The organism is Duganella sp. CT11-25, assembly GCF_047302815.1.
Taxonomy (GTDB): Bacteria; Pseudomonadota; Gammaproteobacteria; order Burkholderiales; family Burkholderiaceae_D; genus Rugamonas.
The window spans coordinates 6,923,809-6,949,290 of sequence record NZ_JBKBFD010000001.1 but is presented as its reverse complement, the minus strand read 5'-3'; the positions used below and the strand labels follow the sequence as shown (position 1 = coordinate 6,949,290).

The following is a 25,482-nucleotide window of genomic DNA, read 5'->3' as shown; positions in this document are numbered from 1 at the left end:
AGCCTCCTTCGGGAGGCTTTTCTCATTTCAGCGCCTGTAAATATTCGGCGTATTTGCCGCTCTCCCTCAACCGCTTCAACCCCTTGTTGAACAGCGCCAGATAACGGCGGCCGGCCGGATCCTTCTTGCTCAGCAGCAGATGGTATCGGGTGATGTTGTACGGCTTGGGATCCCAGCTAATCTGCGCGGCCTGCTCCGGCTCCAGATAGTCGCGCATGATATGGCGGCCGACATCGAGGTTGGCCGGGAACACATCGAAACGCCCGGCCGCCAGCTTGCGGAAATTCAGCTCGTCGGTGGCGGCCGTGCGGTCCATGACGATCCGCGGATCTTTGTCGAACACATATTCATAGCCGGCGGTGCCGCCCATGCGCACACCGGCCAGGGACTTGCCATGCCATTGAAACGTCTTCAGATGAAATAGCACCGATTGCCCTTCAAGCACCACGTCGCTGACATAAAAGTCGCGCCTGCGATCGGTATCGCGCTTGGACGCGCTCCAGACGATGGTGCCGTTAGCGCTACCATTAGCGGCCTCGACATACGCCCTGCTCCATGGACGAAACACATAGTTGACCTGCACGCCCTCCAGCGCGAAGGCTTCGGTGACGATGCGCGAAATGGGGCCGTAATGCGGCGATTTCTCCGAAATGTACGGCTGCCACTCGCCACTGGTCAGCGTCAAGACCTCGCCGGCGCGGGCGGCGATGGACAGGAGCAGCAAGCCGGCAACGGCCAGCGCCTTGCGGGGAGCAAACATGGGACGGCGCTCTCGCGTTGATCAAAACGCCATTATGATTCAACCAGTCTCGCCGAAAATGAAATAATTTCACAAAAGCACCAGATCGCTATTGACGACCGTGCGGACGTCCTTTAAGATTCGGGCCTCTGTTGCAGAACACGCAGCAGAGAAAAGAAGTAAAGCAGTAACAGTGCCCACGTGGCGGAATTGGTAGACGCGCATGGTTCAGGTCCATGTGCCGCAAGGTGTGGGGGTTCGAGTCCCTCCGTGGGCACCACAGAATTCCGCAAAAAGCCCTTCCATCTGGACTGAGCGCGATCTTGAGCGCGTTCAGCCTGATGGAAGGGCTTTTTTCATTACAGCGCGGCTTTGACGGCGGCGGCCAGAGAAATGGTCGGATGGCCGATCAGCTTGCCCAGCGTTCCGCTGTTATCGTCCAGCGCGCCCTTGGCGGCTTGCGCGTCCGAATCGGCCAGCAGTTCGGCCAGCGGCGCCGGCAAGCCCAGTCCCAGCAACATGCCCAGGTATTCCTGCTGCGGCAGGTTGTGGAACGGCAGCGGCTTGCCGGTCTGGCGCGACACTTCCGCCGCCAGTTCGGCCAGCGTGAACGCGCTGTCGCCCGCCAACTCATACACTTGCTCGACCGGCTTGGTGCTGGCCAGGACCACGGCCGCCGCTTCCGCATATTCCGAGCGCGCCGCAGCCGCGATGCGCCCCTCCCCCGCCGCACCAGCCAGGGCGCCGTGCGCTATCGCGCCACCCAGGCTGCCGGTGTAGTTTTCCACGTACCAGCCATTGCGCAGCAAGGTGTAGTTCAGGCCGGACGCGCGCACCGCGTCTTCGGTGGCGCGATGCTCGGCCGCCAGCGCCAGCGCCGAACGGTCCGCATGCAGCACGCTGGTGTAGGCCAGCAGCGCCACCTTGGCCCGCGCCGCGGCGTCGATCACGTTGCGATGCTGCGCCACGCGCTGACCAAGATCGTTCGAGGAAATCAGCAGCACCTTGGTGGCGCCCTGGAAGGCGGCGTCCAGCGACGCTGGATCGGTGTAGTCGGCGCGGCGCACCTGCACGCCTTGGGCGGCCAGGTCGGCGGCCTTGGCGACATCGCGCACGGCGGCGACGATCTGCCCGGCAGGGGTGGTCTTGAGCAGCTTGGCGATCACCAGACGGCCCAGTTGGCCGGTTGCACCTGTAACGATAATCATGGCATTTCCTTTCAGTCGAAGTTCAGCGAATTCCGCAGGGACCTTTCCGCGCGGTTGAATCCATCATATAGGCTATACTTACGAAATGTAAGTACGCACATTTTAGTAAGTACCCCAATTCAGGAATCCGTCCATGAGCCAGCAAAAAACCAGCAAATCCCTGCGCGCAGCCATCGCCGAGCGCAACGAACTCCAGCGCGCCCAAGTGATGGTGGCGGACTGCCCGTCGCGGCTGGTGCTGGGCCATATCACCAGCCGCTGGGGCGTCCTGGTGCTGGTCATGCTGCTGGAGCGCACCCATCGCTTCAGCGAGTTGCGGCGCGCGGTAGGCGGCGTCAGCGAGAAAATGCTGGCGCAGACGCTGGACGCCCTCGCCTACGACGGCCTGGTGCTGCGCGTCGCCCACCAGGTGGTGCCGCCGCATGTCGAGTACAGCCTGACGCCGCTGGGGCGCGAGGCGGCCGAGCGGCTGGAAGTGCTGGTCGACTGGATCCAGGACAACTTCCCGCTGATCAAACAGGCCCAGGAAGCATCCGCATTGAAGGCTGCATAAGGCGCAATCTTGTAATACACTGGATTCACCTCCGCATCGCGGAACCGGACCAGATCCCATGATGCCGCCGCTCTCCTCCGATCAGCCGCACACCATCCTGATTGCCGCCAGCGCGGCATATGACGTTTCCGCGCTCGGCGCCATGCTGGCCCGCCACCACTACCACATCCAGGCCGTCAGCCGCGGCGACGAAGCGCTGGCCGCGGCCGGCGCCGGCGACATCGCCCTGGCGCTGCTGGACGTGGCGCTGGCCGGCAGCGCCAGACTCGAACTATGCCAGCGGCTCAAGCTGGCCAGCAGGCGCCCGTTGCCGGTGTTCCTGCTGTCGGCCCACCCCAGCGACGAAGAGCGCGAACGCGCCACCGAAGCGGGCGCCGCAGCCTACCTGCCGTTGAATTTCGACGCCGGCGACATGGCGGAGAAAATCCTGCTGCAACTGAAGGCGATCGCGTCCGCCCCAATCGTGCCCGGCACGCCGACCATGGCCTCGCTGGAAGTGAACTACCACACCATGCTGGCCGGCTCGCCCGACGCCATCCTGCTGATGCAGCGCGGCACCAACAAGGTGCTGGACGTCAACCGCCGCGCGCGCCAACTGTTCGGCATGACCGAGACCGAGCTGGTGCAGACCGATCTGGTGTCGCTGTGCCCGCCGCTGCAGCCGGACGGGCAAGCGTCGGCGCAAGCCTTCACCACCTATGTGGAACGGGTGATGGCCGGCGACGTGCAAGTGTTTGAGCTGGCGATGCGGCACAGCTCGGGCAACCCCATCGCCTGCGAGCTGCGCATGGTGCCGCTGAACACGCCGGCCTACCGGCTGATGCATGTGCGCATCGTCGACGTCACGGCCAGCAAGCTGGCCGCCCAACTGCGCGACGGCAAGAACGCGCTGCTGGAAATGATCGCGCGCGGCGCGCCGCTGAAGGACACGCTGGAGCGGCTGGTGCTACTGATCGAGGCCCAGCTGGACGGCGGCCTGTGCACCGTCATGCTGCTCAACCCCGACGGCGTCACCGTGCAGAGCGGCGCCGGCCCCAGCATGCCGAGCGACTACATGGCGGCCCTCAACGGCCTGCCGATCGGCCCTGCGGCCGGCTCCTGCGGCACCGCCATGCACCGCAAGCAAACCGTGGTGGTCAGCGACATACTCAACGACCCGCTGTGGGCGCCCTACAGGGACGTGGCCGCGCACTACGGCCTGCGCGCCTGCTGGTCGATGCCCATCCTGCTCGACGAGGACACCGTGCTGGGCTCGTTCGCCATGTACTACAAGGAAGTGCGCAGCCCGACCGACGACGACCGCCAGCTGATCGGCGCCGCCACCCACTTGGCCGGCATCGCCATCGGCCGCACCCGCCGCGAGGAGGAATTGCAGCGCCACCGCGAACACCTGGAGGAACTGGTCTCGGCCCGCACCGCCGAACTGCGCCAGGCCAAGGAGGAGGCCGAGCACGTCAACGAGGAGCTGAGCACGGCGCTGGAGAACCTCAGCATGACGCAGGAAGAGCTGGTGCGGCGCGACAAGCTGGCGGCGCTGGGCGCGCTGGTGGCCGGCGTCGCGCACGAACTCAATACGCCGATCGGCAACAGCCTGATGATGGCCAGCAGCATGAGCGAACGCACCGCCGCCCTGCGGCGCGATGTCGAAAGCGGCTTGCGCCGCTCGGTGCTGGACGACTATCTGACCCAGGCCGCCAGCGCCGACGAGGTCGTGCTGCGCAACCTGAACCGCGCCGCCGCGCTGGTCGCCAGCTTCAAGCGCATCGCCGTCGACAGCGGCGGTTCGCAGCGCAGCCGCTTCGTGCTGGGCGACCTAGCGGCCCAGCTGCTGCAATCGCTGCAGGCCGAGGTGCGCCGGCACGGCCTGGCGCTGGTCGAAGACGTCGAGCACTGGCTGGAAATGGACAGCTACCCCGGCCCGCTGTCCCAGGCGCTGGGCAACCTGATCGAAAACAGCCTGGTGCACGGCTTCGAGGGCCGCGCCAGCGGCAGCATCACGGTCGCCGCGCACGACTGCGGCAACGGTGAAATCGCCATCACCGTCAGCGACGACGGCGCCGGCATTCCGGCCGACAACTTGAACCGCATCTACGACCCCTTCTTCACCACGCGCATGGGCTCCGGCGGCTCCGGGCTGGGACTGTATATTACGCACAACATTGTCACCGGCGTCCTGGGCGGCCGCATCGAGGCCGCCAGCACTGAAGGTAAAGGCGCCAGCTTCACGCTGCGCCTGCCCAAGGTGGCGCCACGCTGACGACTTCCTCTAAAGAATTTTCCGGCACGCAATTATTGCAGTCCTATAATGGAAAGTATCAGACCGGCAATCAGCCGGCCCATTAGCGGAGAGACGCGCCGTGCCCCTCAATCCTGCCCCGTCCAAGGCGCCCCTGGTCGCGCCCCTGCGCTGCGAATTTGTGGATGCCCAGACCGAAACGGCGTTCCTGCGCCACCACCTGGCGATGACCCAGGCGCAGTTGCGCGTCACCTTCCTGTTCTGCTCGCTGTTCTACCTGTGCTTCGCCGCCACCGACGTGGTCTGGGTCGGCTACAGCGCCAGGACCGCCCTGCTGGTCGGCGCGCGCATGGCGGTGGCGCTGACCGCGCTGGCCTGCCTGTCGCTGCTGCAACGGCGGCCGGCATCGATCCCCGTCACGCGGGTGGCCGCCAACATCGTCGAAGTGGCGGGCGCGGCCGGCTTCCTGCTGATCGCCGCGCTGCGGCCGGCGGAGTTTTCGCTGCACGCGATCTCGATGGCCATCGTCGTCATCGTCATCTACATCTACATTCCGAACCGGCTGCTGTACGCCGCGGCGATCTCGGCGGCGGCCACCGTGCTGTTCGTGGGCCTGGCCTGGCGGCTGGGCGGCCTGCGCAGCGTGGAACTGGCGACCATGGCTGCCTTGCTGGCGCTGGGTAATCTGTTCGGCTATGTCGCGGCGCGCCGCTACCAGATGCTCTGGCGCGACGAATACAGCGCGCAGATGGTGCTGAAAAACCTGTCGGTGCGCGATCCGCTGACCGGCTGCTACAACCGGCGCCACCTGCACGAGCAACTGCTGGAAACGGAGATTTCGCGCGCCCAGCGCTACCGGCTGAGCCTGACCGTCATCATGTGCGACCTGGATCACTTCAAGGCGGTCAACGACAACTATGGCCACTACGGCGGCGACGCCGTGCTGCAGCATTTCTCCGCGCTGCTGCGGTCGATGACGCGCGACAGCATCGACAGCGTGGTGCGCTACGGCGGCGAGGAGTTCCTGCTGATCCTGCCGGAGACCGACCTGGCCGGCGGCCAGCTGCTGGCCGAGCGCCTGCGCCAGAGCCTGGCCGCCACGCCGATCGAGCACGACGGCCAGCACATCGCCGTCACCGCCAGCTTCGGCGTGGCCAGCGTGGATTTCGCCGACTCCACGCACACGGCCCACCTCAACATGATCGCGGCGGCCGACGATTTGCTGTACGCTGCGAAAAACAGCGGCCGCAACCGCGTCTGCGTCCAACAACTGATTTGAAGTATGAGAAAAATCAATACGAAGATGGTGATTATCGTGACACTGGCGCTGTGCTGTGGCGGCTTGAGCGCGGCGCCGGCGCCGTGGTGGAAGTGGCGCAGCAAGATCGACGGCTACCTCGCCTGCGCGCAAACCACGCTGGGGCCCGGCTGGGAGCGGGCTTACGGACCGTACAAAGATAGCCGTTGCGAAAAGTTAGTTCTTGTTAAATAATGGGCCCACAACAACACGGTTGACCCGGAATCGCTGCAAGCTACATCCCACATCACTTGAGGAGACTGTATGTTTACGAATCCCGAACAATTTGCCAACGCCACCAAAGCACTGTTTGAATTTCAACTTGAAACGTTTAACGCGCTGACCAGCAAAGCTGTGCAAGGCGTGGAGCAAGTCGTGGCGCTGAACATGGCCACCGCGAAATCCCAGATCGAAGATGGCCTTGCCACCGGCAAGGAAATCAGCCAGGCCAAGGATCCCAAAGCCGCGCTGTCGCTGGCCGCCGCCAAGGTGCAGCCCGGTGTCGCCGGCGCCGCCGCCTACAACCAGCAGCTGGGCGAGATCATCGCCGAGATCCGTGAAGAATTCACCCGCGCCGCCGACGCCCACGTGGCCGAAGCCAAGAGCAACCTGAGCGCATTGATTTACGACGTCACCAAGAATGTCCGTCCCGGCTCGGAAAACGCCGTGCAGATCGTCAAGACCGCGATCGACAACGCCTTTGCCGGCTACGAACAGGTGACCAAAGCCACCAAGCAAGCCGTGCAGGCGGTGGAAACCCAGATCGCCAAGGCCAGCGCCATCGTCGAGCAAAACACGCCGGCCCCCGCCAAGGCCGCAAAAAAATAAGCTGTCAGCAGTTTCATCGGCCAGGCCTTGCGCCTGGCTTTTTTATTTTACTGGGCAAGCGGCGTGGAAAACGATACACTGTACATAAATACAGTTAATCGCCCGCAGCAGCCCCGCAATGATCAAAGTCCTCGAAAATCCGCTCTACTACCTGGAAAACTTCCAGCTGGTGCTCACGTGGATCGCCGAGCGTTACGACGATCTGCTGACGCCCGAAGAGCGCAGCTTCCTCCAGGCCTTCCCTACCCTGCCGCAGTCGTCGCGCGCGCTGTTCGTGCGCATGGTGATGCGCAAGGGTACGATCTTCCGCGCAAGCAAACTGGTCTATGCCGAAATCGGCAGCGCCCACGAAGCCGCGCGCCCGCTGGCGGCGCTGGGGCTGATCGAGGAAGACCCGCTGCTCGACCTGGACACCCTGTTCGACCTGTTGCAGAAACCCGAAATCGGCAAGATCTTCCATCTGACGCCGCAGGTCAGGCACCTGCGCAAGGCCGAGCAGCTCGAAGCGCTGCGCGGGCAATACGACGGCGAGCACCGTTTCTCCGGCTGGTACGAGGGCTCGGGCGACCACGCCTACCGCAACCTGACGCAAGAACTGTGCGACCGCCTGCGCCTTATCTTCTTCGGCAATTACCACCAGGACTGGACCGAGTTCGTGCTGTCCGACCTCGGCATCTACCAGTATGAAAAAGTCGCGTTCTCGCCGGCCGCGCGCGGCTTCCGCAGCCGCCGCGATATCGACGACTTCCTCGCGCTGCACCAGTGCCACGAACGCTTTGCCGCCGGCGAGGAACCGGCCGCCGTGATCGCGGACCTGCCGCCCTGCGCGCCCGATAACGAATGGCTGCGCAGCCGCCGCGACAAGCTGACCTTCAACATCGCCCAGCATCTGGAAAAGCTGGCCGACTGGCCGGCCGCGCACCAGCTCTACGCCGGCTGCAACTATCCCGGCGCGCGCGCCCGCGCCGTGAGGGTGCTGGAAAAGAACGAGCAGCCGCGCCAAGCCTTCGACCTGCTGCAACTGGCGCTGCAGGCGCCGGAGAGCGAAGCCGAACGCCAGCAGCTGCTGCGCATGGCGCCTCGCCTGGCGCGCAAGCTGGGCCACGCCAAGCCGCCGGCGGTGACGCCGGCGCAAGCGCTGCGCATCGACCTGAGCCTGCCGCCGCCGCCGGCACCGGACTACGTCGAATTCGTCGTGCGCGACCACCTGACGCGCGAGGACGCGCCGGTCTACTATGTCGAGAACTCGCTGATCAATTCGCTGTTCGGCCTGCTGTGCTGGGAGGCCGTGTTCTCGCCGATCCCGGGCGCCTTCTTCCATCCCTACCATCGCGGCCCGGCCGACCTGCACAGCGCCGACTTCCAGCGCCGCCGCGCGCAGCAATTCGCCGCCTGCCTGGCGCAGCTGGACGGCGACGATTACCGCGCCACGATACGCGCCAACTTCGCCGCCAAGGCCGGCATCCAGTCGCCCTTCCTGTACTGGGAAGCGATCGACGAAGAGCTGCTGAACCTGGCGCTGGACTGCATCCCGGCCCAGCACCTGAAGCGCGCCTTCGAGCGCATCCTGCTCGACATCAAAGCCAACCGCAGCGGCTTCCCCGACCTGATCCAGTTCTGGCCGGCCGAGCGGCGCTACAACATGATCGAAGTCAAAGGCCCCGGCGACCGCCTGCAGGACAACCAGCTGCGCTGGATCGAATACTGCGCCGAGCACCAGATGCCGATCTCGGTCTGCTACCTGCAATGGGCGGCATGAAGACCGGCGGCTACACCATCGCCGTGCGCGCGCTGTGCGAGTTCACCGCCAAGACCGGCGATCTCGATCTGCGCTTCACGCCCTCGCCCACTGCGCAGGAAGGCATCGCCGGCCATGGCGTGGTCACCTCGCGCCGGGGCGACGACTATCAAACCGAAGTCGCGCTGTCCGGCGACTTCGGCCCGTTGCATGTGCGCGGCCGCGCCGACGGCTACGACATCCGCGCCAACCGCCTGGAGGAAATCAAGACCTATCGCGGCGACCTGAAGAAGATGCCGGACAACCAGCGCGCGCTGCACTGGGCGCAGGTGAAGATCTACGGCCACCTGTTGTGCCAGGACCAGGGGCTGGCGAAGGTGCGCCTGGCGCTGGTCTACTTCGACATCGGCAGCCAGAAGGAAACCGTGCTGCATGAAGACCATACGGCGGCCGATTTGCAAGCCTACTTCGAGCGGCAGTGCGGCCTGTTCCTGCAGTGGGCGCGGCAGGAGATGGCGCACCGCGAGGAACGCGACCTGCAACTGAAGGCGATGCGCTTTCCGCACGCGGATTTCCGGCCGGGCCAGCGCCAGCTGGCCGAAGCCATGTACCGTGCCAGCAATCGCGGCGTGTGCCTGCTGGCGCAAGCGCCAACCGGCATAGGCAAGACCGTCGGCAGCCTGTTCCCGATGCTCAAGGCCAGCGCCGAACATGGCGTCGACAAGCTGTTCTTCCTGGCCGCCAAAACCTCGGGCCGGCAGATGGCGCTCGATGCGGTCGACGTGATCCGCGCGGGCGCGCCGCTGCTGCCGCTGCGCACGCTGGAGCTGGCCGCCAAGAGCACCGCCTGCGTCAATCCGGACAAGGCCTGCCACGGCGAGTCCTGCCCGCTGGCCAAGGGCTTCTACGACCGCCTGCCCGCCGCGCGCCAGTCGGCGCTGGATATCATGGCGCCATCGGCCACGCCGCTTGCGCTGGACCGCGACACGCTGCGCGACATCGCGCTGGCCCACAATGTCTGTCCCTATTACCTGAGCAGCGAAATGGCGCGCTGGTGCGACATCGTCATCGGCGACTACAACTACTACTTCGACAGCAGCGCCATGCTGCACAGCCTCACGCAGCTCAACGACTGGAAGGTCAATGTGCTGGTCGACGAGGCGCACAACATGGTGTCGCGCGCGCGCAAGATGTACTCGGCCGAGATGGAACACGCCAGCCTGCGACTGCTGCGCAAGGCCGCGCCGGAAGCATTGAAAAAGCCGCTGGACCGCGTGCACCGGCAATGGAACCAGCTGGAGAAGGACCAGAGCGCCGAGTACCAGTCCTACGCCGCGCTGCCGGAAAAATTCATGGGCGCGCTGCAGACGGCGGCCACCGCCATCTCCGATTACATGGTCGATCATCCCAGCCATGTCGATCCCGACCTGCAAGGCTTCTACTTCAACGCGCTGATGTTCGCGCGGCTGGCGGAAAGCTTCGGCGACCACGCGCTGTTCGATATCGAGAAGGCCGACGGTTCGCGCGCAAGCAACAGCAACTCGGTGCTCTGTATCCGCAACATCGTGCCCGCCCCGTACCTGAAGCCGCGCTTTGAAAGCACCCACGCCACGGCGCTGTTCTCGGCCACGCTCAGCCCGTGGAACTACTTCGGCGACATGCTCGGCATGCCCGACGGTACGGCCTGGGTCGACGTCGAGTCGCCGTTCGTGGCCGAGCAGCTGTCGGTGCAGGTGGCGTCGCACATCTCCACGCGCTACCAGCACCGCCAGCAATCGCTGCGTCCGATCGCCGATCTGATGGGCGAGCAGTACCAGCGCCAGCGCGGCAACTACCTCGCCTTCTTCAGCAGCTTCGACTACATGGAGAAGGCGGCCAATCTGTTTGAAGAACGCTATCCCGACGTGCCGGTGTGGCGCCAGTCGCGCCGCATGGACGAGGCGGAGCGGGCCCGGTTCCTGGCCCGCTTCACGCTCGACAGCGAAGGCATCGGCTTCGCGGTGCTGGGCGGCTCCTTCGGCGAAGGCGTCGACCTGCCCGGCGCGCGGCTGATCGGCGCCTTCGTCGCCACGCTGGGCCTGCCGCAGATCAACCCGGTCAATGAACAGATCCGCCAGCGCATGGAAGCCATCTTCGGCGCCGGCTACGACTACACCTACACCTATCCCGGCATGCAGAAAGTGGTGCAGGCGGCCGGCCGCGTGATCCGCACCCAGTCCGACCGCGGCACCGTGCACCTGATCGACGACCGCTTCGGGCGGCCGGAAATCCAGCAGCTGATGCCGGCCTGGTGGCGTATCGACCGTATCGATGGCAGACAGCCGATAGCAATTTGCAATGGGGAGTGACTATCAAGTCTGATATATTCACCCCATATCCCCGGCGCCCCGCCTTCGCGCCACCGCTGCCGTTCCGGCCATATCCTCACCCAGCTCCGTGAGCAGTTCTGTATTTGAGGATGTTTTACCATGCAAGCCCGTGAAAATACCCGTCTGTCGACGGCTATCCAGAATGCCATCGCCATCGACGCCAAACATGGCGCCGCCCACGCCTGGGCCTATCTATCGGCCCATAACGTACCCAAGCAAACCATCTTGCGCGTGCTGTCCGGCCAAAACCAACGGCGCGCCTCGGACCGGCTACTCACAAGTTGATAGCGAGATTTTTCATAGGAAAAATCCTACCCGGATTCAGATGTTACCGAGTTGTCATTTTTCAGTGTTAGCATTTCAACACCGAAAAACTCAACCGGGAGTCTGTGATGGGTGCGATCGAAGGCCGTCTCAAGGAAGCACGCCGCGAAGTCTTGCTGGCCGCCGCCACGCGCTGGCGCGAACGCGAAGCACCGCGCCGGCAGAACTTGTCCAGCATCGCCCGCAGCGGCGTCGGCGCGGGCGATACCCCCAAGCGCCAGCAGGAATGGTTTGCGCGTGAACGCGCCAAGGCGCAGAACAAGATGCTGTTCGTCGAACGGGTGATCGGCCCCACCGCCGACTTCAGCCCGTTCGCCCCCAGCCAGCTGGCGACCAAGGCCGCCCAGCCGGTGGCGCGCATCGTCACCCTGCCCGGCGACGGCCGCGTCCCGCAGGGCATGGCGACCGGCTTCCTGATCCCGGGCAATCTGCTGCTGACCAATTTCCATGTGTTCCAGACCCGCTCCGACGCCAACGGCTACGGCGCCAATTTCAACTATTACGAAGATGAGCGCGGCCTGAACGAAGGCAGCTATTTCGAGCTGGACCCGCGCAGCTTCTTCATCGCCGACAAGGACTTCGACTTTGCCATCGTCGCCGTCAAGCCCAAGGGGCTGCGCGGCGAATCGCTGGCCGCAATGGGACAGATCCTGCTGATCGAAGCGACCGGCAAGATCCTCACCGGCGCGGCGCTCAACATCGTCCAGCATCCCAACGGCGGGCCGCGCCAGTTCGCCTTCACCAACAACCGCCTGCTCGACATCCTGTCCACCGGCTTCCTGCACTACGAGACCGACACCGACAAGGGCTCGTCCGGCTCGCCGGTCTGCAATATCGACTGGGAGCTGGTCGGCCTGCACCACTGCGGCGTGCCGAAGGTTGAGAACGGCAATATCCTCACCATCAACAACACGGTGTGGGACGACAACCATCAGCCTGAATCGGACATCCAATGGGTGGCCAATGAATGCGCGCGCGTCAGCTCCATCGTCGGCCGCCTGCGCGCGCTGACGGCCGACACGCCGGCCGAACAGGCGATGCTGTCCACGCTGCTGACCACGACCAGCGATCCGGTCGCCACGCCGGCGGTCGCGGCGGAGAACGTCACCCTTAGTGCTATCGGAGGAAATATGAGCTCGCCCGTCTTCAGCTTCAGCGGTCCCGTCACCATCAACGTCTATCCGCCAGCGACGGCCTCGCCGCTGCCGGCCGCACTGGCGCCGGCACCGGCATTCTCAGCAGAAGAAAAATCCCTGGTGTTCGACAGTGTCTACGCCAAGCGGCCGGGCTACGATCCGCTGTTCCTCGACATCGAGATTCCGCTGCCGGCGATCGATCCATCCCGGCACGACGAACTGTACTTGGTGGCCGACTACCAGGCCTACTACAAGGACTTCCGCAACGTGCCGCGCATGGCGCTGGGCGACAGCACGCCGGACGAGCCGCTGATACTGCCCTACCATCACTACTCGCTGGCCTTCAACAAGCAGTACCGCATGTGCCACTGGACCGCCTCCAACTGCGACTACCGCGACGTCGAGCGCATGGACACGCGCAAGCGCGCCGATCTGGGCGGCGAAAACTGGCGCTACGATCCGCGCGTGCCGGAGCAGCTCCAGCTCGGCAACGCCGACGTCTACGGTCCGGCCAAGCGGCTGGACCGCGGCCACATCGTCCGCCGCGAGGACAACGCCTGGGGCGCGGCCGGCCTGCCGACCGACTACGCCAACGCCGACACCTACCACTGGACCAACTGCACGCCGCAGCACGAAGCCTTCAACCAGGAAAACCCCAAGGACAACCGGCCGGGCAGCAGCATCTACAAGGACAAGGGCGTCAAGGGCATCTGGGGCGAGTTCGAAGGCGACCTCGCCAGCGCGGTGGAAAAAGGCGGCGGCCAGGTCACCATCTTTGCCGGGCCGCTGCTGTACGAGCACTTCGCCGAAACGGATTGGGGCAAAGGCAAAGTGGCGATCCCGAAAAAATTCTGGAAGGTGTACGTGGTGCCGGAGTCGGCGGCCAAGCCGACCAGGCTGCAGGTATATGGCTACATCTTCAGCCAGGAGCCGGCCGTCAAGGCCTACGGCATGACCTACGAGGGCGTCGACCTGCCGAAGTTCGAACGCAACCGCGCAACGCTGGACCAGATCAGCGAAGTCACTGGTATCATCTTCCCCAATATCCTGAAGGAGGCGGAACTACCGTGACGACTATCCAGAACATCCTCGCCGGCGCCCTGCTGGCCGCGCTATCCGGTGCGGCCGCAAGCGCCGAACTGTCCGACACCATCGCCAGGCTCGACGCCGAAGCGTTCGGCGCCTTCAACCAGTGCGACCAACCGGGCCAGCTGGACAAGCACGCCTCGTATTTCGCACCCGACGTCGAGTTTTACCACGACACCGGCGGCGTCACCTGGACGCGCGACGCCATGATCGCCAACACCAGGAAATACGTCTGCGGGAATTTCCGCCGCGAGCTGGTCGCCGGCACCATGAAGGTCGATCCGATCAAGGACTTCGGCGCCATCGAAACCGGCTCGCACAAATTCTGCCAGTTCGCCTCGGGCAAATGCGAAGGCCTTGCCGACTTCGCCATCGTCTGGCGCTACAAGGACGGCGCCTGGGCCATCGCCCGCGTGCTGAGCTACGGCCACCGCGCCAACCAATAAGCGCTCGGATTACCGCGCTGTCCCCAGGTGCGCGCATCAGCCAGGGGCAGCTTCCGCCCCGAAGCCGCCGGTCGAAAAGCATTATCTTTTTGAGCGAACAGCCAACTCCTCCGCAATTGCCAGCAGTTCTCGGTCTCCCTCCAAGCCGTAATAGGGCTTTACCCTCAGATGATTACGAGGTTGACGAGCTATTTTTTCTGGCGAATCATCAAGGATGGTAATGTGTTCTACTGGATAACCATGACTTTGCACACGGCGAAGGTCTTTGATATATACGTAGCCGTTGGACTGTGCATCCACGCGTTGAATACAACGTTCCACCGCCCAAGAGAACTTCACATCAAAACCGGCGAAAATCTCTGCTACGACCGCATCGACATATTCTCGCGAAGACGACGACCAGACAGCAAAATCGTATAGAGGCTTAGCGGCATTAAGAAGCTCGAAAAGAAATGGCCTTTTGTAGACGAAGTACGGCGCATACTCAAAATCCACAACCCGGCCAAGTTGTTGCGTAGTCGCATGCACCAACGTTTCATCCAGGTCGAAAATTAGGAGATTACTTGTCATACATTACCTGTGAATAGGTTGAGCGGCGGTTTCTGGCAGATACGCGTCGGCCTCGGCTAATTGTTGAGGCGGTAGATATCTTCAACCTCGCTTGAGGATATCTTTCTAAGGCTGTCCTCTATCTCCTCCAATCGAGCAGATGTAGGGAAGTGTAAGGTGATTATTTCGCCGCCTTGCCGTTCGACCGTAGTACGGTAATCGTAAGGCAAGTCGCAGTCGTCACCGAGATAGTCCGCAATGAAGTCAGCCAACTCATAATCGCCCACAACGACGACGACATGCTCATCATTGTGCATCCCAATTTGAATATAGGGCAAAACCTGTTTCATGTCTTCCTTAACAAACCCGTCGATGCCGACCAGCAGCCTGGCCGGATGGAGTTATGGTCGGAAATTCAACGGGGAACGTTAGGCACATAAAACGCCCATACATTCGCCGAAACCTCTGCTGTAGCGAACATCACCTGGCCTGTATCGGTCGTCATACTGTACACATCAAAGTTATGAGTCTGGCCGGAATATGAAGGGTGCGGTAGCGTGATACGGGAACCCGAAATGCTTTGCCATTGCTGGTCCCACACGTTCGCATCTTCAATGAGAAATTCAGTTCCCTCACCGATAATTCCCACTGCTTTCCATTCTGGAATTTTCATTTTACTCTGACCGCTCATGACCGAAATTAGCCTTCTGACGATTCATAACGTGCCTCAATGCCACGCCATCTGCAAGCATCGAGTACACCTCCAGCATAAGCCATTACTTCGTTCCAGGCGCTATTCCTAAGAAGCCCATCCAGAGAGTCGGGCAACAGCGCTAGTCGCTCCTTGTAATGGGCATCAAACCGTCTCAGCAGTACCAGCTCATCGGCAGAAAACTGGCTCGCAAACTGCGCATCTGCTGGATGGTAAAAGTCATCGAACCATTGATTAACCATTTCGGTCGCTACGTTCACTGGCGCTGATTCTTGATACTCAAGCTGCTCGCTGCGTGATGCGATAAGATTCAAAAGGTTAATGATGTTGACCCGATGTGGCCCCATGAAAGCTCCAGAAATTTATGCACTCGCCGCAGGCAGCTATTGGCCGAATACGGCAAAGCCTTAAGATGGTAACGCATTTAATTTGGCCTCAATTTTCGAGATACCCATCCCCAAATCCTGTGGTACCAACGCGGCCATACGATTCGGATATCCGAAACTTCCGTCCCTGTGACCTGCTACCCAATTTAGTACGAAACCGCACTAGAGTCTGCAGTTAAAAATCGCTCTGCGAACTGCTTCGGCGTTTGATAGCCAAGTGAGCTGTGTGGCCGCTCATCGTTGTATTCCTCACGCCAGCTCTCGATCACCTGCCGGGCGTGGCGCAGCGATAAGAACCAGTGCTCGTTCAAGCATTCATCGCGGAACTTACCATTGAAGCTTTCGATATAGGCGTTCTGCTGCGGCTTGCCCGGTTCGATAAATTTCAGCTGCAACTGCTTCCCGTAAGCCCATTTATCCAGCGTTTTACCGGCAAATTCCGGCCCATTATCAACGGTCACCGAGATTGGCAAACCTCGCTTCTCGGCCACCCGTTCCAGCACCGATACGACCCGATAGCCAGGCAGTGACGTGTCGACTTCGATTGCCAAGCATTCCTTCGTAAAATCATCCACGATGTTCAGGCAGCGCAACCTGCGGCCATCAACAAATCCATCCGATACGAAATCCATCGACCAACTCTGATTCGGGGCCGTCGCCAGCACCCTGGCTGCTCGCTCGATCCCGGCGATGCGCTTGCGCTTGCGACGACGAACCATCAGGCCTGCCGCGTGGTACACGCGGTAGGTGCGTTTGCAGTTAAGTTCCCAGCCTTCTCGCCGCAATAGCACATGCAAACGTCGATAGCCGTAACGGCGCTTCTGTTCTGACAGCGCAGTCAGGCGTTCCAGCAATGGCCCGTCGTCAGGCCGTGTCGATGCGTACTGGAACAACGATCTCGAGATGCCAATCAGCCCGCAAGCCCGCGTCACACCTAACGCATGGACGGTCATTAAATGTGTCACAGCGAACCGCTTTGCTTGCGGGCTTACCACTTTCGGCCAACAACATCCTTCAGCGCCGCGTTATCCAACATCGCGTCTGCTAGTAGCCGTTTAAGCTTGGCGTTTTCTGACTCAAGTTCCTTTAACCGCTGCGCCTCTGAGACCGTCATGCCGGCAAACTTCGCCTTCCAGTTGTAGAACGTTGCTTCGGCAATCCCGTACTTCCTGCTCAGATCGCCTACCTTGGCGCCAGCTTCAGCTTCCTTGAGTACCGCAATGATCTGCTCTTCCGTAAATCGCTTTTTCATGCCTGCCTCCCAGTTGGCAGACTCTAGCTTAGCATCGTACTAAACTGGGGTAGCAGGTCAGTGTTCTGGCGCTCCCCAAGCTTGTACGGCCCAATCTGCATCGGCGAGAAACAGATCTTCAAGCAGTGGCAGTGGCACTCGCTCAGAATTCGCAATGCATTCATTGGCAACGGCCCAACGAAACGATTGGTTTGCATCGACAAATTCGTCAGCGTGCTTTCCATTCCAAGCGAACGCAATCGTCTTGTGCTCCGAAGTGTTGTAATGTTCGATGAACTCGGCGATAGTTGGCAAGAACGCTCCTAATTTAATTCAATGTCCGGTAATGGCCGACTTAGGTCGTCGATCACCGGGATAGTTTAGTTCGCTCCGACGGGTACGGCTTGCTGAGCTGGGGCATCTCTCATACGTCGATATGCACTTGCGATCTGCGCTAAGCGTGATGGTCTTCCAACGCCTCTTCCCATCGGATGGTTTGCAAGCACTCGGTGTTGATTTGCACCGAAAATTGACCCACTTTCCCCAGTAATTTGCAACTGAATCTGACCCACGTGAAGAGCACAATTCGACCTGTCTCATCGGCAGGAGAACGGAGTGATCAACGTGGCGTTACTAGGCATAATTCGACGCTGGCACATTCGTGACCAGATTCCCCTACGGGAGATTGCCAGAAGGCTGGGCATCTCACGTAACACCGTCCGGCGCTACTTGCGTTCGGAGACCACCGAGCCTAGCTATGCGGAACGCCGTATAGCGAGCGGGCTGGATAAATATTCCGTGCAGTTATCAGGATGGCTCAAGGCCGAGACGGGCAAGCCGCGTAAGCAGCGCCGTAGTTTGAAACAGATCCACGCGGACCTGAAGGAGCTGGGATATGAAGGATCCTACGATCGCGTGGCAGCGTTTGCCAGGCAGTGGAAGGCGGGTCAAACTGAGTGGGTCAATTCATCGAGCAAACGAACAATTTTGTCGCAAAGATTAGTGGCGGGCCGCTCTTGGCCGATTGCTTGCGATGCCTTGGCTGCCGCGATACGCTCAACCTGAACGGCTATTGACCGTGAGGCGGCTGCCACAGCTCGACCTTGTTTCCCTCTGGATCGACCACCCAGCCGAACTTGCCGTACTCGGAGTCGTCGGTTTTCTCCAGCACGTTGCAGCCCTCTTCCCGCAAGGCTTGGAGCAGCGAGTCCAGGTCCTCGACCCGATAATTCACCATGAAGGACGAGGTGCTCGGCGCGAAGTGGTCGCTGCCGGCCGCGCCGATCGACCAGATGGTTGTTCCCCCGGTTGGCGTTCCCGCCTCGTCAGCCCAGGTGAATGCCGCGCCGCCCCACGCTTGCACGTCGATGCCCAAGTGCTGCTTGTACCAGGCGCGCAGCGCCACAGGATCCTTCGCGTGGAAGAAGATGCCGCCGATACCAGTAACCCGCTTCATATGAATCTCCGGTTCAAAATAGTTGCGCCAACTTTAGCACACCCGAATCCGCCGCCGAGACCTATTGGATCACGGCCCGTATCTTCTGGTAGCCGCTGCGGCTGATGGGGATCTTGCTGCCGTCCTTGAGGATGGCGACGTGGCTGTCCTTGGTGGCCTGCTCGATCCGGTCCACGAACGCGATGTTGACGATGTACGAGCGATGGATGCGCAGGAACTGCTCGCCATCCAGCTGCGCTTCCAGCTCCGTCATGCGCTGGTTCTTCAGGTAGGACTTGCCCTCCGAGCGTATCTGCACATAGTCGTCCTGCGCCTCGACATGCTCGATCTTGTCGGCGTTGATGACGTGGACCTTGGCGCCGTCGCGTATCAGCACGCGGCCCAGCGGCTTGTTGCGGCCGGCCGCCTCGCGCACCATGTTCTCGACGGCGGCGTCGCCCACACCCTTGCTCATATTCGCGCGAGCATGCGCCAGCGCCTGGTCGAAGCGCTGCTGGCTGAACGGCTTGAGCAAGTAATCCAGCGCATGAAACTCGAACGCCTTGATCGCATACTGGTCGAAGGCGGTGGCGAAGATGTAGCGGGCCTTGCCGCCGGCCAGTTCGGCCACTTCAAAGCCGTCCAGCTTGGGCATCTGGAGATCCAGGAACACCAGGTCCGGCGCCAGTTCGGTGATCGCCTTGACGGCCTCGAAGCCGTTGGCGCATTCGGCCACGACCTCCACGTCCGCATGTTCGGACAGGTATTCGCGCACCACGCCGCGCGCCAGCATTTCATCGTCCACGATGATGATACGCATTGCTCTACTCCCTCTCTTCGCTTGTTTGCGCGGGCATCGCGATGTCCACGCCAAAGCTGTTGTCTTGCCGCCCCCAATGGATGCTGGCTTCGTGTTTGTAGGCGCCGGACAAACGCTGGCGCACGTTGCTCAATCCGATGCCGTGGCCATCGCTGCGGATAGACGACATATCCTCGTCCACCGGATTGTCGACGCGGATCTGCAGCATCGAGCCGCTGCGCCGCGCCGTCACGCGGATGGTGCCGCCCTCCGGCATATTGCAGATGCCGTGCTTGACCGCGTTCTCCACCAGCGGCTGGATGATCATCGGCGGCACCAGGCAGGCTGCGGCGTCGTCTTCAATCGCCTCCTCCACCTGCAGGCGGTCGCCGAAGCGCACCTGCTCGATCGCCAGGAAGTGCCGTATCAGCGCCATCTCCTCGCCCAGCGTGACCTTCTTGTGCGCCTCCATGCCCAGGCTCTGGCGGAAGAAACTGGCCAGCTCCAGCGTCATGCGGCGCGCCGCCTTCGGGTCTTGCGAGGTCAGCGCGCTGATCGAGTTCAGGCTGTTGAACAGGAAGTGCGGATCGATCTGCGTGCGCAGCATGCGCAACTCGGCCTCCTGCGCCATCAGCAGCGATTCCAGCTCGCGCTGCTCGGCGTTCTTGGCGCGGACGAATTCGATCACCAGGTAGTGCACCGCCGCCGCGAAGCCGTACAGCAGTATGCCCAGTCCGACGATCAGCGCCGACAGGTGCGGCGTGAAGACGATGCCTCCCCAGGAGACACCCAGCAAATCGCACATGCCGTTCCAGAAGCGTCCCGCCATCAGCCACAAGAAGCCCGACACCACCGCCGCCACCGTCAGCACCAGCGCGATCGAACCGGCCCTGCGGCTGCCGAGCGGATAGGCGCGGCACAGGTAATACGCCGAGTATCCCGCCGCGAAAGCGTACAGCAGGTTCATCGGAATCGCGAACAGCATGGCGTTGACCAGCGGCGCATCGGTGGCCAGCGAGATCACGCCGCCCAGCGCGCCACCGAGGAACAGCCACACCAGCAGATAGATGACGGTGCCGCGCCGCGTGGAGGAAATCTCCTGCATGCTCAGTTACGCACTTCCAGGCCGCCCATGATGACGTAGCCGCGTATGATCAGCCGCTTGCCGGAGGTCGCCGGCGGCACGGTCTTCTCCTCGAAGCCGCCCATGATCGGCGTGCCTTCCAGCTGCACCGCCCAGTCGATAGGCACCTTGATGGTGATGCCGCCGAACAGCGAGAACACATTCAGCACCGCGTCGCCGTTGATCGAGGACTGGCGCAGGTCCAGGTCGCAGCCGCCCATCACCGTCGTCACTTCGCCACCGCGGAAGTCCGGCGTGGTGATGCGGTTCTTGTAGGCGCCCATGATGGAAGTGATGTTGATGGCCGGGTCGTTGCCGTCCTTGTCGATGGTCTTGCCGAACGTGTCGAACATTGAGCGCCCGCCGGTCGACTTGAACACCACCGCCACGCCGGCGACGATCATCAGCACAGGCCACAGCGTGCGCCAGCTGATGTAAATCAGGCCGGTCTCCTTGAGCAGCACTAGGCCGCCGATCGCCACCAGCGCGCCGCCGACGATCATGCCGGAGCGGGTACGGGTCTGCACCAGCTTCAGCACGCCGAAGAACATCAGCGCGGTCGGCCACACATGCAGCCGGAAGTCCAGGTCGACCCAGCCCAGGTTATCGAGCAGGAACAACAGGCCGACCACGATCACGAACAGGCCGATGATGACTTGGGTGGCCGGATTAGTCTGGCTATTCGTGCTCATTTCTGCTCCTTGGTCGAGGCGAAGACATTGTCCAGCAAAGGCCGCAGCATCAGGCCGACGCCCCAGGCCACCAGCAGCGCCGGCCAAGTCTCGCCGAAGCCCCAGCCCCAGATGCGGTTGAACGAGACGTACCACCAGCCGGCGAAGAAGATCTCCCACAGGCCGTTGAGCAGGTAGCGCGGCGTGGTCGGCGGAATGATCTTGGTGACGCCGCTGATCACCAGCAGGCATGGCCAGTAGCGCCACAGCTGTACCCAATGGATGTCGAGTTCCAGGTAGCCGGCGCGCTCGGCCAGCACTGCGCAGCCGACGGTAATCAGCAGGATGCCCCAGACCAGTTGCTGGCGCCAGCGGTATGCGGTTTCTACATTCATGTTAGTCCCCCAATTCGGTATGGATGTAACAATACCGGGGAACGGAAGGCGGGGAAACAGCTATTCGGCGAATGGCGGAAAAGGGCCGGTGAACGGCGAAAAAAAACTCACGCCGCGTGCGGGTGAGTTTTTCCGGGGGAGGCGATCAGGAGCGGCCGCCGTTGACGGCTTTTTGCTCGAACAGCATCATGCCCCATCCCAGTTGGCGCCGGATTTCTTCCGGCGTCGGCGGCGGTTTCGCATCCTGCGAGCGGCGCTCAAGGTAGGCCCGTACCAGATACTTGGATGGATGTGTAGTGTGCGTCATGATGACCTCCCTGCGGCGGCGACATCTTGGTTGTTGGTGCCGGTACTTGAGGCTACCGGCTTACCTGCTGCTGAGCTTTTCTTATAAAGATTGCTTAAGCACGCAAGGCCAGTGTAGCGCCGCACGAAAGCGCCTTCTGTACGGCGCCGCACCAATCCGCAGATCAGAGTTTTTGCTGCAAAAACTCGAGGAAACAGCTGATGCGCTGGGCCAGCTGGGTGTTGCGGTAGTAGACCGCGTGGATCTGCTGGCGGTAGCCGGTGTAGTTCGGCTCCAGCACCTTGACCAGGCGGCCGGCCTCGATATCGCCGCGCGTCATGAAGTCCGCCAGGCAGACGATGCCCTGCCCCGTCAGCGCCAGCTGGCGCAGCGTCTCGCCGCTCGATGCCGCGATCGATGGCGTGATCGGCAGGCTGTTGCCGCTGGCATGGCGCAGCGGCCACTGGTTGCCCAGCTCATACTGCGCAAAGCCGATCAGCGAATGGTGCGCCAGGTCTTCCGGCGTCTGCGGCGTGCCGTTGATGCGCAGGTATTCGGGACTGGCCAGCACATACAGCGGGCTGGAACTGAGGGCGCGCGCATGCAGCGTCGAGTCGATCAGCGTGCCGATGCGGATGGCGATGTCGGTGCGGTGCTCAATCAGGTCGGTGATCTGGTCGTTGCTGCTCAATTCAAGGCGGATGTCCGGATACAGCGCGCGGAACTCCGCCATGTGCGGCACCACGCAATGCAGCATGAACGGCGAGGCCGCGTCCACGCACAGGCGGCCGGCCGGCTTCTGGCGGCGGATGCGGATGGTTTCCTCGGCCTCCTCCATCGCACCCAAAATGGCGCGCGCGCGTTCGAGGAACAGCTGACCTTCTTCGGTCAACTCCATGCGGCGCGTGGTGCGCGTCAGCAGCGAGGTGGCCAGCTTCTCCTCCAGCCGCGACAACGCGCGGCTGACGCCCGAGGTGGTTTGCCCCAGATGCACCGAGGCCGCGCTCAGCGTGCCGCTGTCGATCACGGTGATGAAGGTTTTTAAATCGTCCGAGTTGATTTCCACGGGTTTCCGTCCTTACGCCACATACAGCAGCACCGCGCCGAAATGGCATGCGCTGCCGCCAAGTACAAACAAATGCCAGACACCGTGACCGTAACGCCATTTATGGTCGGTGACGAAAAAAGCGATGCCCACGGTGTACACCAGGCCGCCCACGGCCAGCCACATAAAGCCGTTCCAGCCCAGCGCGTCGATCAGCGGGCTGGCGCCGATCACGCCGACCCAGCCCATGGCCACGTAGATCAGCAACGACAGGATGCGGGCGCCCTTGGCGAACCAGATCTCCTGCAGGATGCCGATCAGGGCCAGCCCCCAGACCACGCCGAACAGCGACCAGCCCCACGGTCCGCGCAGGCTGACCAGCGTGAACGGCGTGTAGCTGCCGGCGATCAGCAGGTAGATGGCGCAGTAGTCCATCTGCCGCAGCACGTCCTTGGCCCGGCCGCGCAGGCTGTGATACAGCGTCGAAGTCAGGTAAAGGCCCAGCAGGGTGGCGGCGTAGATGCTGAAGCTGACTACTTTCCAGGCGTCGCCGCTGCGGGCTGCCAGGACGATCAACAGCGTGCCGCCGATGGCCGCCAGCGCGGCGCCGACGGTGTGCGTGATGCTGTTGAAGCGCTCTCCGTAATACATAAAGTTCCAATGCAATGATGGCTGCGGCTGGGATAGCTGCGGCCAAAGGCATTGTATAGCGCATTGCACCCTACCGCCGGTTCCTGCTGCCGTTATCAATTACTCAATCGTAACATATTTGGAATTAGTTAAAAGAAATGTTACAAATTGACATATGTGGACTTGACTTGCTTGCGACAAATGTCGCACAATTATCCCATTCGTCGCATACAGGTATCAACATGACTCTACCCATTCCTTCCGTCAGCGAGCTGAGCTTGCTGAAAGTCCTGTGGAAACGGCAGCCGCTGAGCGCGCGCGAGATTCACGACGCCGCCGGCGAAGAACTGGCGTGGTCGTTTTCTTCGACCCGCAAGACGCTGGACCGCATGCTGGACAAGCAGATGGTCAGTCTGCATATCGTTCACGGTATCAACGTGTACAGTGCGCAGCTGGAAAAAGTCGGCACGCTGGCGGCGTTTGCGCATGATTTCGGCCGCCGCGTGATGGAGCTGGACGCGCCGCTGCCGGTCGCCATGTTCACCGGCAGCAAACTGGTGGATCAACAGGAACTGGCGCAACTGGAGCAGATGCTGCACGACTGGCCGGACGACGAGGCGGAACAGCCATGATGCCGCTGCTGCTCAAATGGCTGCTGTCCAGCGCCGGCAGCCTGCTGGCGGGATTGCTGGCGTGGGCGCTGCTGTCGGCCGCATCGCGCGCCTGGCCGGCACTGCTGTCTCGCCGTGCCGTCTGGCTGGCGGCATACGGCGTGGTGCTGTGCGCCGCACTCATGCCCTTCCTGCTGCCGCTGATGCCGTCCGGCGGGCAGCTCGGCATGCCAGCGCCGGTGACAGTCCGCGTCACGCAATCCGACGCCTTCCTCGAGGCTAAGGCAACTACCGCTGCGCGGCCTGCCGGCCCCGCCGGCCCCGCTGCTTCCGCTGCTTCCGCCACGCTGGCCGACTCCGCGACCACCATCAGCGCAGCCGGAAATGAGTTCGCCCTGCCATCGCCGGCATTGATGCTGCCGGCCGTGTGGCTCGCCATCTACGTCGCTGGCCTGGCGTTCGCGCTGGCGCGGCTGCTGCGCGCCCGCCATGTGTGGCGCGGCCTGCTGGCTGCGTCGCAGCCGCTGTCGCCGCAGCAACTACAGGCACACGGTGCCTTCAACGCCAGCCAGCTAGCGGAAATCGCGCAGCGCCGCCTGACCGTGATGGAGACCCGCGCAGCCGTCTCCCCAATGCTGGTCGGCCTGCGCCGCCCGCTGTTGCTGCTGCCGCAGCATCTGCGCGGCTTCAGCGCGGAACAGCAGCAGATGATCGTCGCCCACGAACTGCACCACTGGCGCCAGCGCGATCCGCTGTGCCTCGGCCTCGCTGCGGCATTGCAGACGCTCTTCTGGTTCAATCCCGCGCTGCGCTGGATGGGCCAGAAACTGCAATGGGCGCTGGAGCTGGCCTGCGACCAGCACGTCCTCGCCGGGCGCCCGCAGCAACAACGCAAGCAATATGCAGCCGCTCTCCTGACGCAATGGAAAGCGCAAGCGAAATCATTGCCGGCGGGCGGCGTCGCCTTCGGCGGCATCGACGGCGCCACGGCTGCGGCACGCATCCGGCAGATGCAGCAAACCGGCTTGCCGGCGTTGAGCCGCTCAGCGGCCTGGTTGGTCGCCGCACTGCTGGCCGGCGTTGTAGTCGCAGCAGCCATGCTGCAGCCGGCGCTGGCCTTCAATGCCGACTCCCGACCGGTGCAGCGGTTGACGCAGTCAACGCCGCCAGACGCATCCGCCGCGCCGGGAGACATTACCGCGTGGCGCTATCCGCTGGAAAAAATGCGCGTCACCGGCTTCTTCGGCGTGCACCGCGACGTGCTGCCGACACCACACAAAGGCATCGACCTGGCCGCCGCCAAAGGCACGCCGGTCCACGCAGTGGCGGACGGCGTCGTCATCGCCGCCGGTGCGCTGGCCGAAAACGGCGGCCGCTACGGCAACGCGGTCATCATCGACCATGGCGGGCGCCGCTCGCTGTATGCGCACCTGAACAGCGTCGCCGTCAAGACCGGCGACCGCGTGGTCGCGGGACAGGAGATCGGCGCGGTCGGCGAAACCGGCTTCGCCACCGGACCACATTTGCACTTCGAAGTGCGGCAGGACAGTCAACTGATCGATCCAGCCACCATGCTCACAGGCCTCGACGCCTACGCCACCAAGCGCGCGCTCAGGATCAGGCGCCAGCAACTCACAGCAAGGAACTAA

At 62.6% G+C, this 25,482-nt stretch carries 28 protein-coding genes, 1 tRNA gene and 1 pseudogene; 14 read left to right on the top strand and 16 right to left on the bottom strand.

Going from position 1 to position 25,482, the window contains the following annotated elements:
- Positions 1 to 22: 22 nt before the first annotated feature.
- The gene (locus tag ACEN9F_RS30310) at positions 23 to 760 is read right to left on the bottom strand and encodes a substrate-binding periplasmic protein (protein ID WP_413426300.1); all 738 of its coding nucleotides are present in this window, start codon (positions 758 to 760) and stop codon (positions 23 to 25) included.
- 174 nt (positions 761 to 934) lie between these two features.
- On the opposite strand from ACEN9F_RS30310, the gene ACEN9F_RS30305 reads away from it, so the two are divergent.
- Positions 935 to 1,019, top strand: a tRNA-Leu gene (locus tag ACEN9F_RS30305).
- 79 nt (positions 1,020 to 1,098) lie between these two features.
- Here ACEN9F_RS30305 and ACEN9F_RS30300 read toward each other — a convergent pair.
- Entirely contained in the window at positions 1,099 to 1,947 is an 849-nt protein-coding gene (locus tag ACEN9F_RS30300; protein WP_413426299.1) for an SDR family oxidoreductase, read from the bottom strand.
- 133 nt (positions 1,948 to 2,080) lie between these two features.
- Between ACEN9F_RS30300 and ACEN9F_RS30295 the strand changes: the two genes are divergently transcribed.
- The 10 genes from ACEN9F_RS30295 to ACEN9F_RS30250 all read left to right on the top strand — a co-directional run bounded on the left by ACEN9F_RS30295 (position 2,081) and on the right by ACEN9F_RS30250 (position 13,960).
- The gene (locus ACEN9F_RS30295) at positions 2,081 to 2,500 is read left to right on the top strand and encodes a winged helix-turn-helix transcriptional regulator (protein WP_413426297.1); all 420 of its coding nucleotides are present in this window, start codon (positions 2,081 to 2,083) and stop codon (positions 2,498 to 2,500) included.
- 58 nt (positions 2,501 to 2,558) lie between these two features.
- On the top strand, positions 2,559 to 4,757 hold the full coding sequence (locus ACEN9F_RS30290) for an ATP-binding protein (protein ID WP_413426295.1): 2,199 nt from the start codon (positions 2,559 to 2,561) through the stop codon (positions 4,755 to 4,757).
- Positions 4,758 to 4,857: 100 nt separating this feature from the next.
- Positions 4,858 to 6,015 carry a GGDEF domain-containing protein gene (locus tag ACEN9F_RS30285; RefSeq protein ID WP_413426293.1) on the top strand — a complete coding sequence of 386 codons (1,158 nt, stop codon included), beginning with the start codon at positions 4,858 to 4,860 and terminating at the stop codon, positions 6,013 to 6,015.
- Positions 6,016 to 6,018: 3 nt separating this feature from the next.
- A complete protein-coding gene (locus ACEN9F_RS30280) occupies positions 6,019 to 6,228 on the top strand; it encodes a hypothetical protein (protein WP_413426292.1) in 210 nt (69 codons plus the stop codon).
- A 69-nt stretch (positions 6,229 to 6,297) separates the two neighbouring features.
- On the top strand, positions 6,298 to 6,861 hold the full coding sequence (locus tag ACEN9F_RS30275) for a phasin family protein (RefSeq protein ID WP_413426290.1): 564 nt from the start codon (positions 6,298 to 6,300) through the stop codon (positions 6,859 to 6,861).
- A 118-nt stretch (positions 6,862 to 6,979) separates the two neighbouring features.
- Positions 6,980 to 8,620, top strand: a complete 1,641-nt coding sequence (locus ACEN9F_RS30270) for a VRR-NUC domain-containing protein (protein WP_413426288.1) — start codon at positions 6,980 to 6,982, stop codon at positions 8,618 to 8,620.
- Complete coding sequence (locus ACEN9F_RS30265) at positions 8,617 to 10,947, top strand: ATP-dependent DNA helicase (RefSeq protein WP_413426286.1); 2,331 nt, start codon at positions 8,617 to 8,619, stop codon at positions 10,945 to 10,947. The genes ACEN9F_RS30270 and ACEN9F_RS30265 overlap by 4 nt, the downstream gene beginning before the upstream one ends.
- 120 nt (positions 10,948 to 11,067) lie before the next feature.
- Positions 11,068 to 11,253, top strand: a complete 186-nt coding sequence (locus ACEN9F_RS30260; RefSeq protein ID WP_413426284.1) for a hypothetical protein — start codon at positions 11,068 to 11,070, stop codon at positions 11,251 to 11,253.
- A 107-nt stretch (positions 11,254 to 11,360) separates the two neighbouring features.
- Entirely contained in the window at positions 11,361 to 13,499 is a 2,139-nt protein-coding gene (locus tag ACEN9F_RS30255) for a DNA/RNA non-specific endonuclease (protein WP_413426282.1), read from the top strand.
- A complete protein-coding gene (locus ACEN9F_RS30250; protein WP_413426280.1) occupies positions 13,496 to 13,960 on the top strand; it encodes a nuclear transport factor 2 family protein in 465 nt (154 codons plus the stop codon). The genes ACEN9F_RS30255 and ACEN9F_RS30250 overlap by 4 nt, the downstream gene beginning before the upstream one ends.
- Before the next feature lie 81 nt (positions 13,961 to 14,041).
- Here ACEN9F_RS30250 and ACEN9F_RS30245 read toward each other — a convergent pair whose 3' ends face one another.
- From ACEN9F_RS30245 to ACEN9F_RS30220, 6 genes are all read right to left on the bottom strand, one after another.
- A complete protein-coding gene (locus tag ACEN9F_RS30245) occupies positions 14,042 to 14,530 on the bottom strand; it encodes an HAD family hydrolase (protein WP_413426278.1) in 489 nt (162 codons plus the stop codon).
- 56 nt (positions 14,531 to 14,586) lie between these two features.
- On the bottom strand, positions 14,587 to 14,859 hold the full coding sequence (locus ACEN9F_RS30240; RefSeq protein WP_413426276.1) for a hypothetical protein: 273 nt from the start codon (positions 14,857 to 14,859) through the stop codon (positions 14,587 to 14,589).
- A 65-nt stretch (positions 14,860 to 14,924) separates the two neighbouring features.
- The gene (locus ACEN9F_RS30235) at positions 14,925 to 15,182 is read right to left on the bottom strand and encodes a hypothetical protein (protein WP_413426274.1); all 258 of its coding nucleotides are present in this window, start codon (positions 15,180 to 15,182) and stop codon (positions 14,925 to 14,927) included.
- 26 nt (positions 15,183 to 15,208) lie between these two features.
- Positions 15,209 to 15,568, bottom strand: a complete 360-nt coding sequence (locus ACEN9F_RS30230) for a hypothetical protein (protein WP_413426272.1) — start codon at positions 15,566 to 15,568, stop codon at positions 15,209 to 15,211.
- Between the two features lie 185 nt (positions 15,569 to 15,753).
- A protein-coding gene (locus tag ACEN9F_RS30225) for an IS3 family transposase (protein ID WP_413426270.1) occupies positions 15,754 to 16,859 on the bottom strand; the annotation gives its coding sequence in 2 pieces (ribosomal slippage) (positions 15,754 to 16,601 and positions 16,601 to 16,859; 1,107 coding nt in all).
- Positions 16,860 to 16,916: 57 nt separating this feature from the next.
- Entirely contained in the window at positions 16,917 to 17,153 is a 237-nt protein-coding gene (locus ACEN9F_RS30220) for a hypothetical protein (RefSeq protein WP_413426268.1), read from the bottom strand.
- Positions 17,154 to 17,453: 300 nt separating this feature from the next.
- On the opposite strand from ACEN9F_RS30220, the pseudogene ACEN9F_RS30215 reads away from it, so the two are divergent.
- A pseudogene (locus tag ACEN9F_RS30215) lies at positions 17,454 to 17,780 on the top strand (helix-turn-helix domain-containing protein); the annotation flags it as partial.
- A gap of 127 nt (positions 17,781 to 17,907) precedes the next feature.
- Here the strand turns inward: ACEN9F_RS30215 and ACEN9F_RS30210 are convergent.
- The 8 genes from ACEN9F_RS30210 to trhA form a co-directional block, all read right to left on the bottom strand.
- Positions 17,908 to 18,294 carry a VOC family protein gene (locus tag ACEN9F_RS30210; protein WP_413426267.1) on the bottom strand — a complete coding sequence of 129 codons (387 nt, stop codon included), beginning with the start codon at positions 18,292 to 18,294 and terminating at the stop codon, positions 17,908 to 17,910.
- 61 nt (positions 18,295 to 18,355) lie between these two features.
- Positions 18,356 to 19,093: a LytR/AlgR family response regulator transcription factor gene (locus ACEN9F_RS30205; RefSeq protein ID WP_413426265.1), complete on the bottom strand. Its 738-nt coding sequence runs from the start codon at positions 19,091 to 19,093 to the stop codon at positions 18,356 to 18,358.
- A 4-nt stretch (positions 19,094 to 19,097) separates the two neighbouring features.
- Positions 19,098 to 20,177 carry a sensor histidine kinase gene (locus tag ACEN9F_RS30200; RefSeq protein ID WP_413426263.1) on the bottom strand — a complete coding sequence of 360 codons (1,080 nt, stop codon included), beginning with the start codon at positions 20,175 to 20,177 and terminating at the stop codon, positions 19,098 to 19,100.
- Positions 20,178 to 20,179: 2 nt separating this feature from the next.
- Entirely contained in the window at positions 20,180 to 20,887 is a 708-nt protein-coding gene (locus tag ACEN9F_RS30195; protein ID WP_413426261.1) for a LiaI-LiaF-like domain-containing protein, read from the bottom strand.
- Positions 20,884 to 21,261: a LiaF transmembrane domain-containing protein gene (locus ACEN9F_RS30190; RefSeq protein ID WP_413426259.1), complete on the bottom strand. Its 378-nt coding sequence runs from the start codon at positions 21,259 to 21,261 to the stop codon at positions 20,884 to 20,886. Before ACEN9F_RS30190 ends, ACEN9F_RS30195 begins: the two co-directional genes overlap by 4 nt.
- Positions 21,262 to 21,406: 145 nt before the next feature.
- Positions 21,407 to 21,568, bottom strand: a complete 162-nt coding sequence (locus tag ACEN9F_RS30185) for a hypothetical protein (protein WP_413426257.1) — start codon at positions 21,566 to 21,568, stop codon at positions 21,407 to 21,409.
- Positions 21,569 to 21,731: 163 nt separating this feature from the next.
- Entirely contained in the window at positions 21,732 to 22,613 is an 882-nt protein-coding gene (locus ACEN9F_RS30180; RefSeq protein ID WP_413426255.1) for a LysR substrate-binding domain-containing protein, read from the bottom strand.
- A gap of 12 nt (positions 22,614 to 22,625) precedes the next feature.
- Positions 22,626 to 23,243 (bottom strand): PAQR family membrane homeostasis protein TrhA, encoded by a 618-nt coding sequence (gene trhA, locus ACEN9F_RS30175; RefSeq protein WP_413426253.1) that lies wholly within the window; start codon positions 23,241 to 23,243, stop codon positions 22,626 to 22,628.
- 221 nt (positions 23,244 to 23,464) lie between these two features.
- Between trhA and ACEN9F_RS30170 the strand changes: the two genes are divergently transcribed.
- Both ACEN9F_RS30170 and ACEN9F_RS30165 read left to right on the top strand, forming a co-directional pair.
- Positions 23,465 to 23,854: a BlaI/MecI/CopY family transcriptional regulator gene (locus tag ACEN9F_RS30170; protein ID WP_413426252.1), complete on the top strand. Its 390-nt coding sequence runs from the start codon at positions 23,465 to 23,467 to the stop codon at positions 23,852 to 23,854.
- Positions 23,851 to 25,482, top strand: a complete 1,632-nt coding sequence (locus tag ACEN9F_RS30165) for a M23/M56 family metallopeptidase (protein WP_413426250.1) — start codon at positions 23,851 to 23,853, stop codon at positions 25,480 to 25,482. The genes ACEN9F_RS30170 and ACEN9F_RS30165 overlap by 4 nt, the downstream gene beginning before the upstream one ends.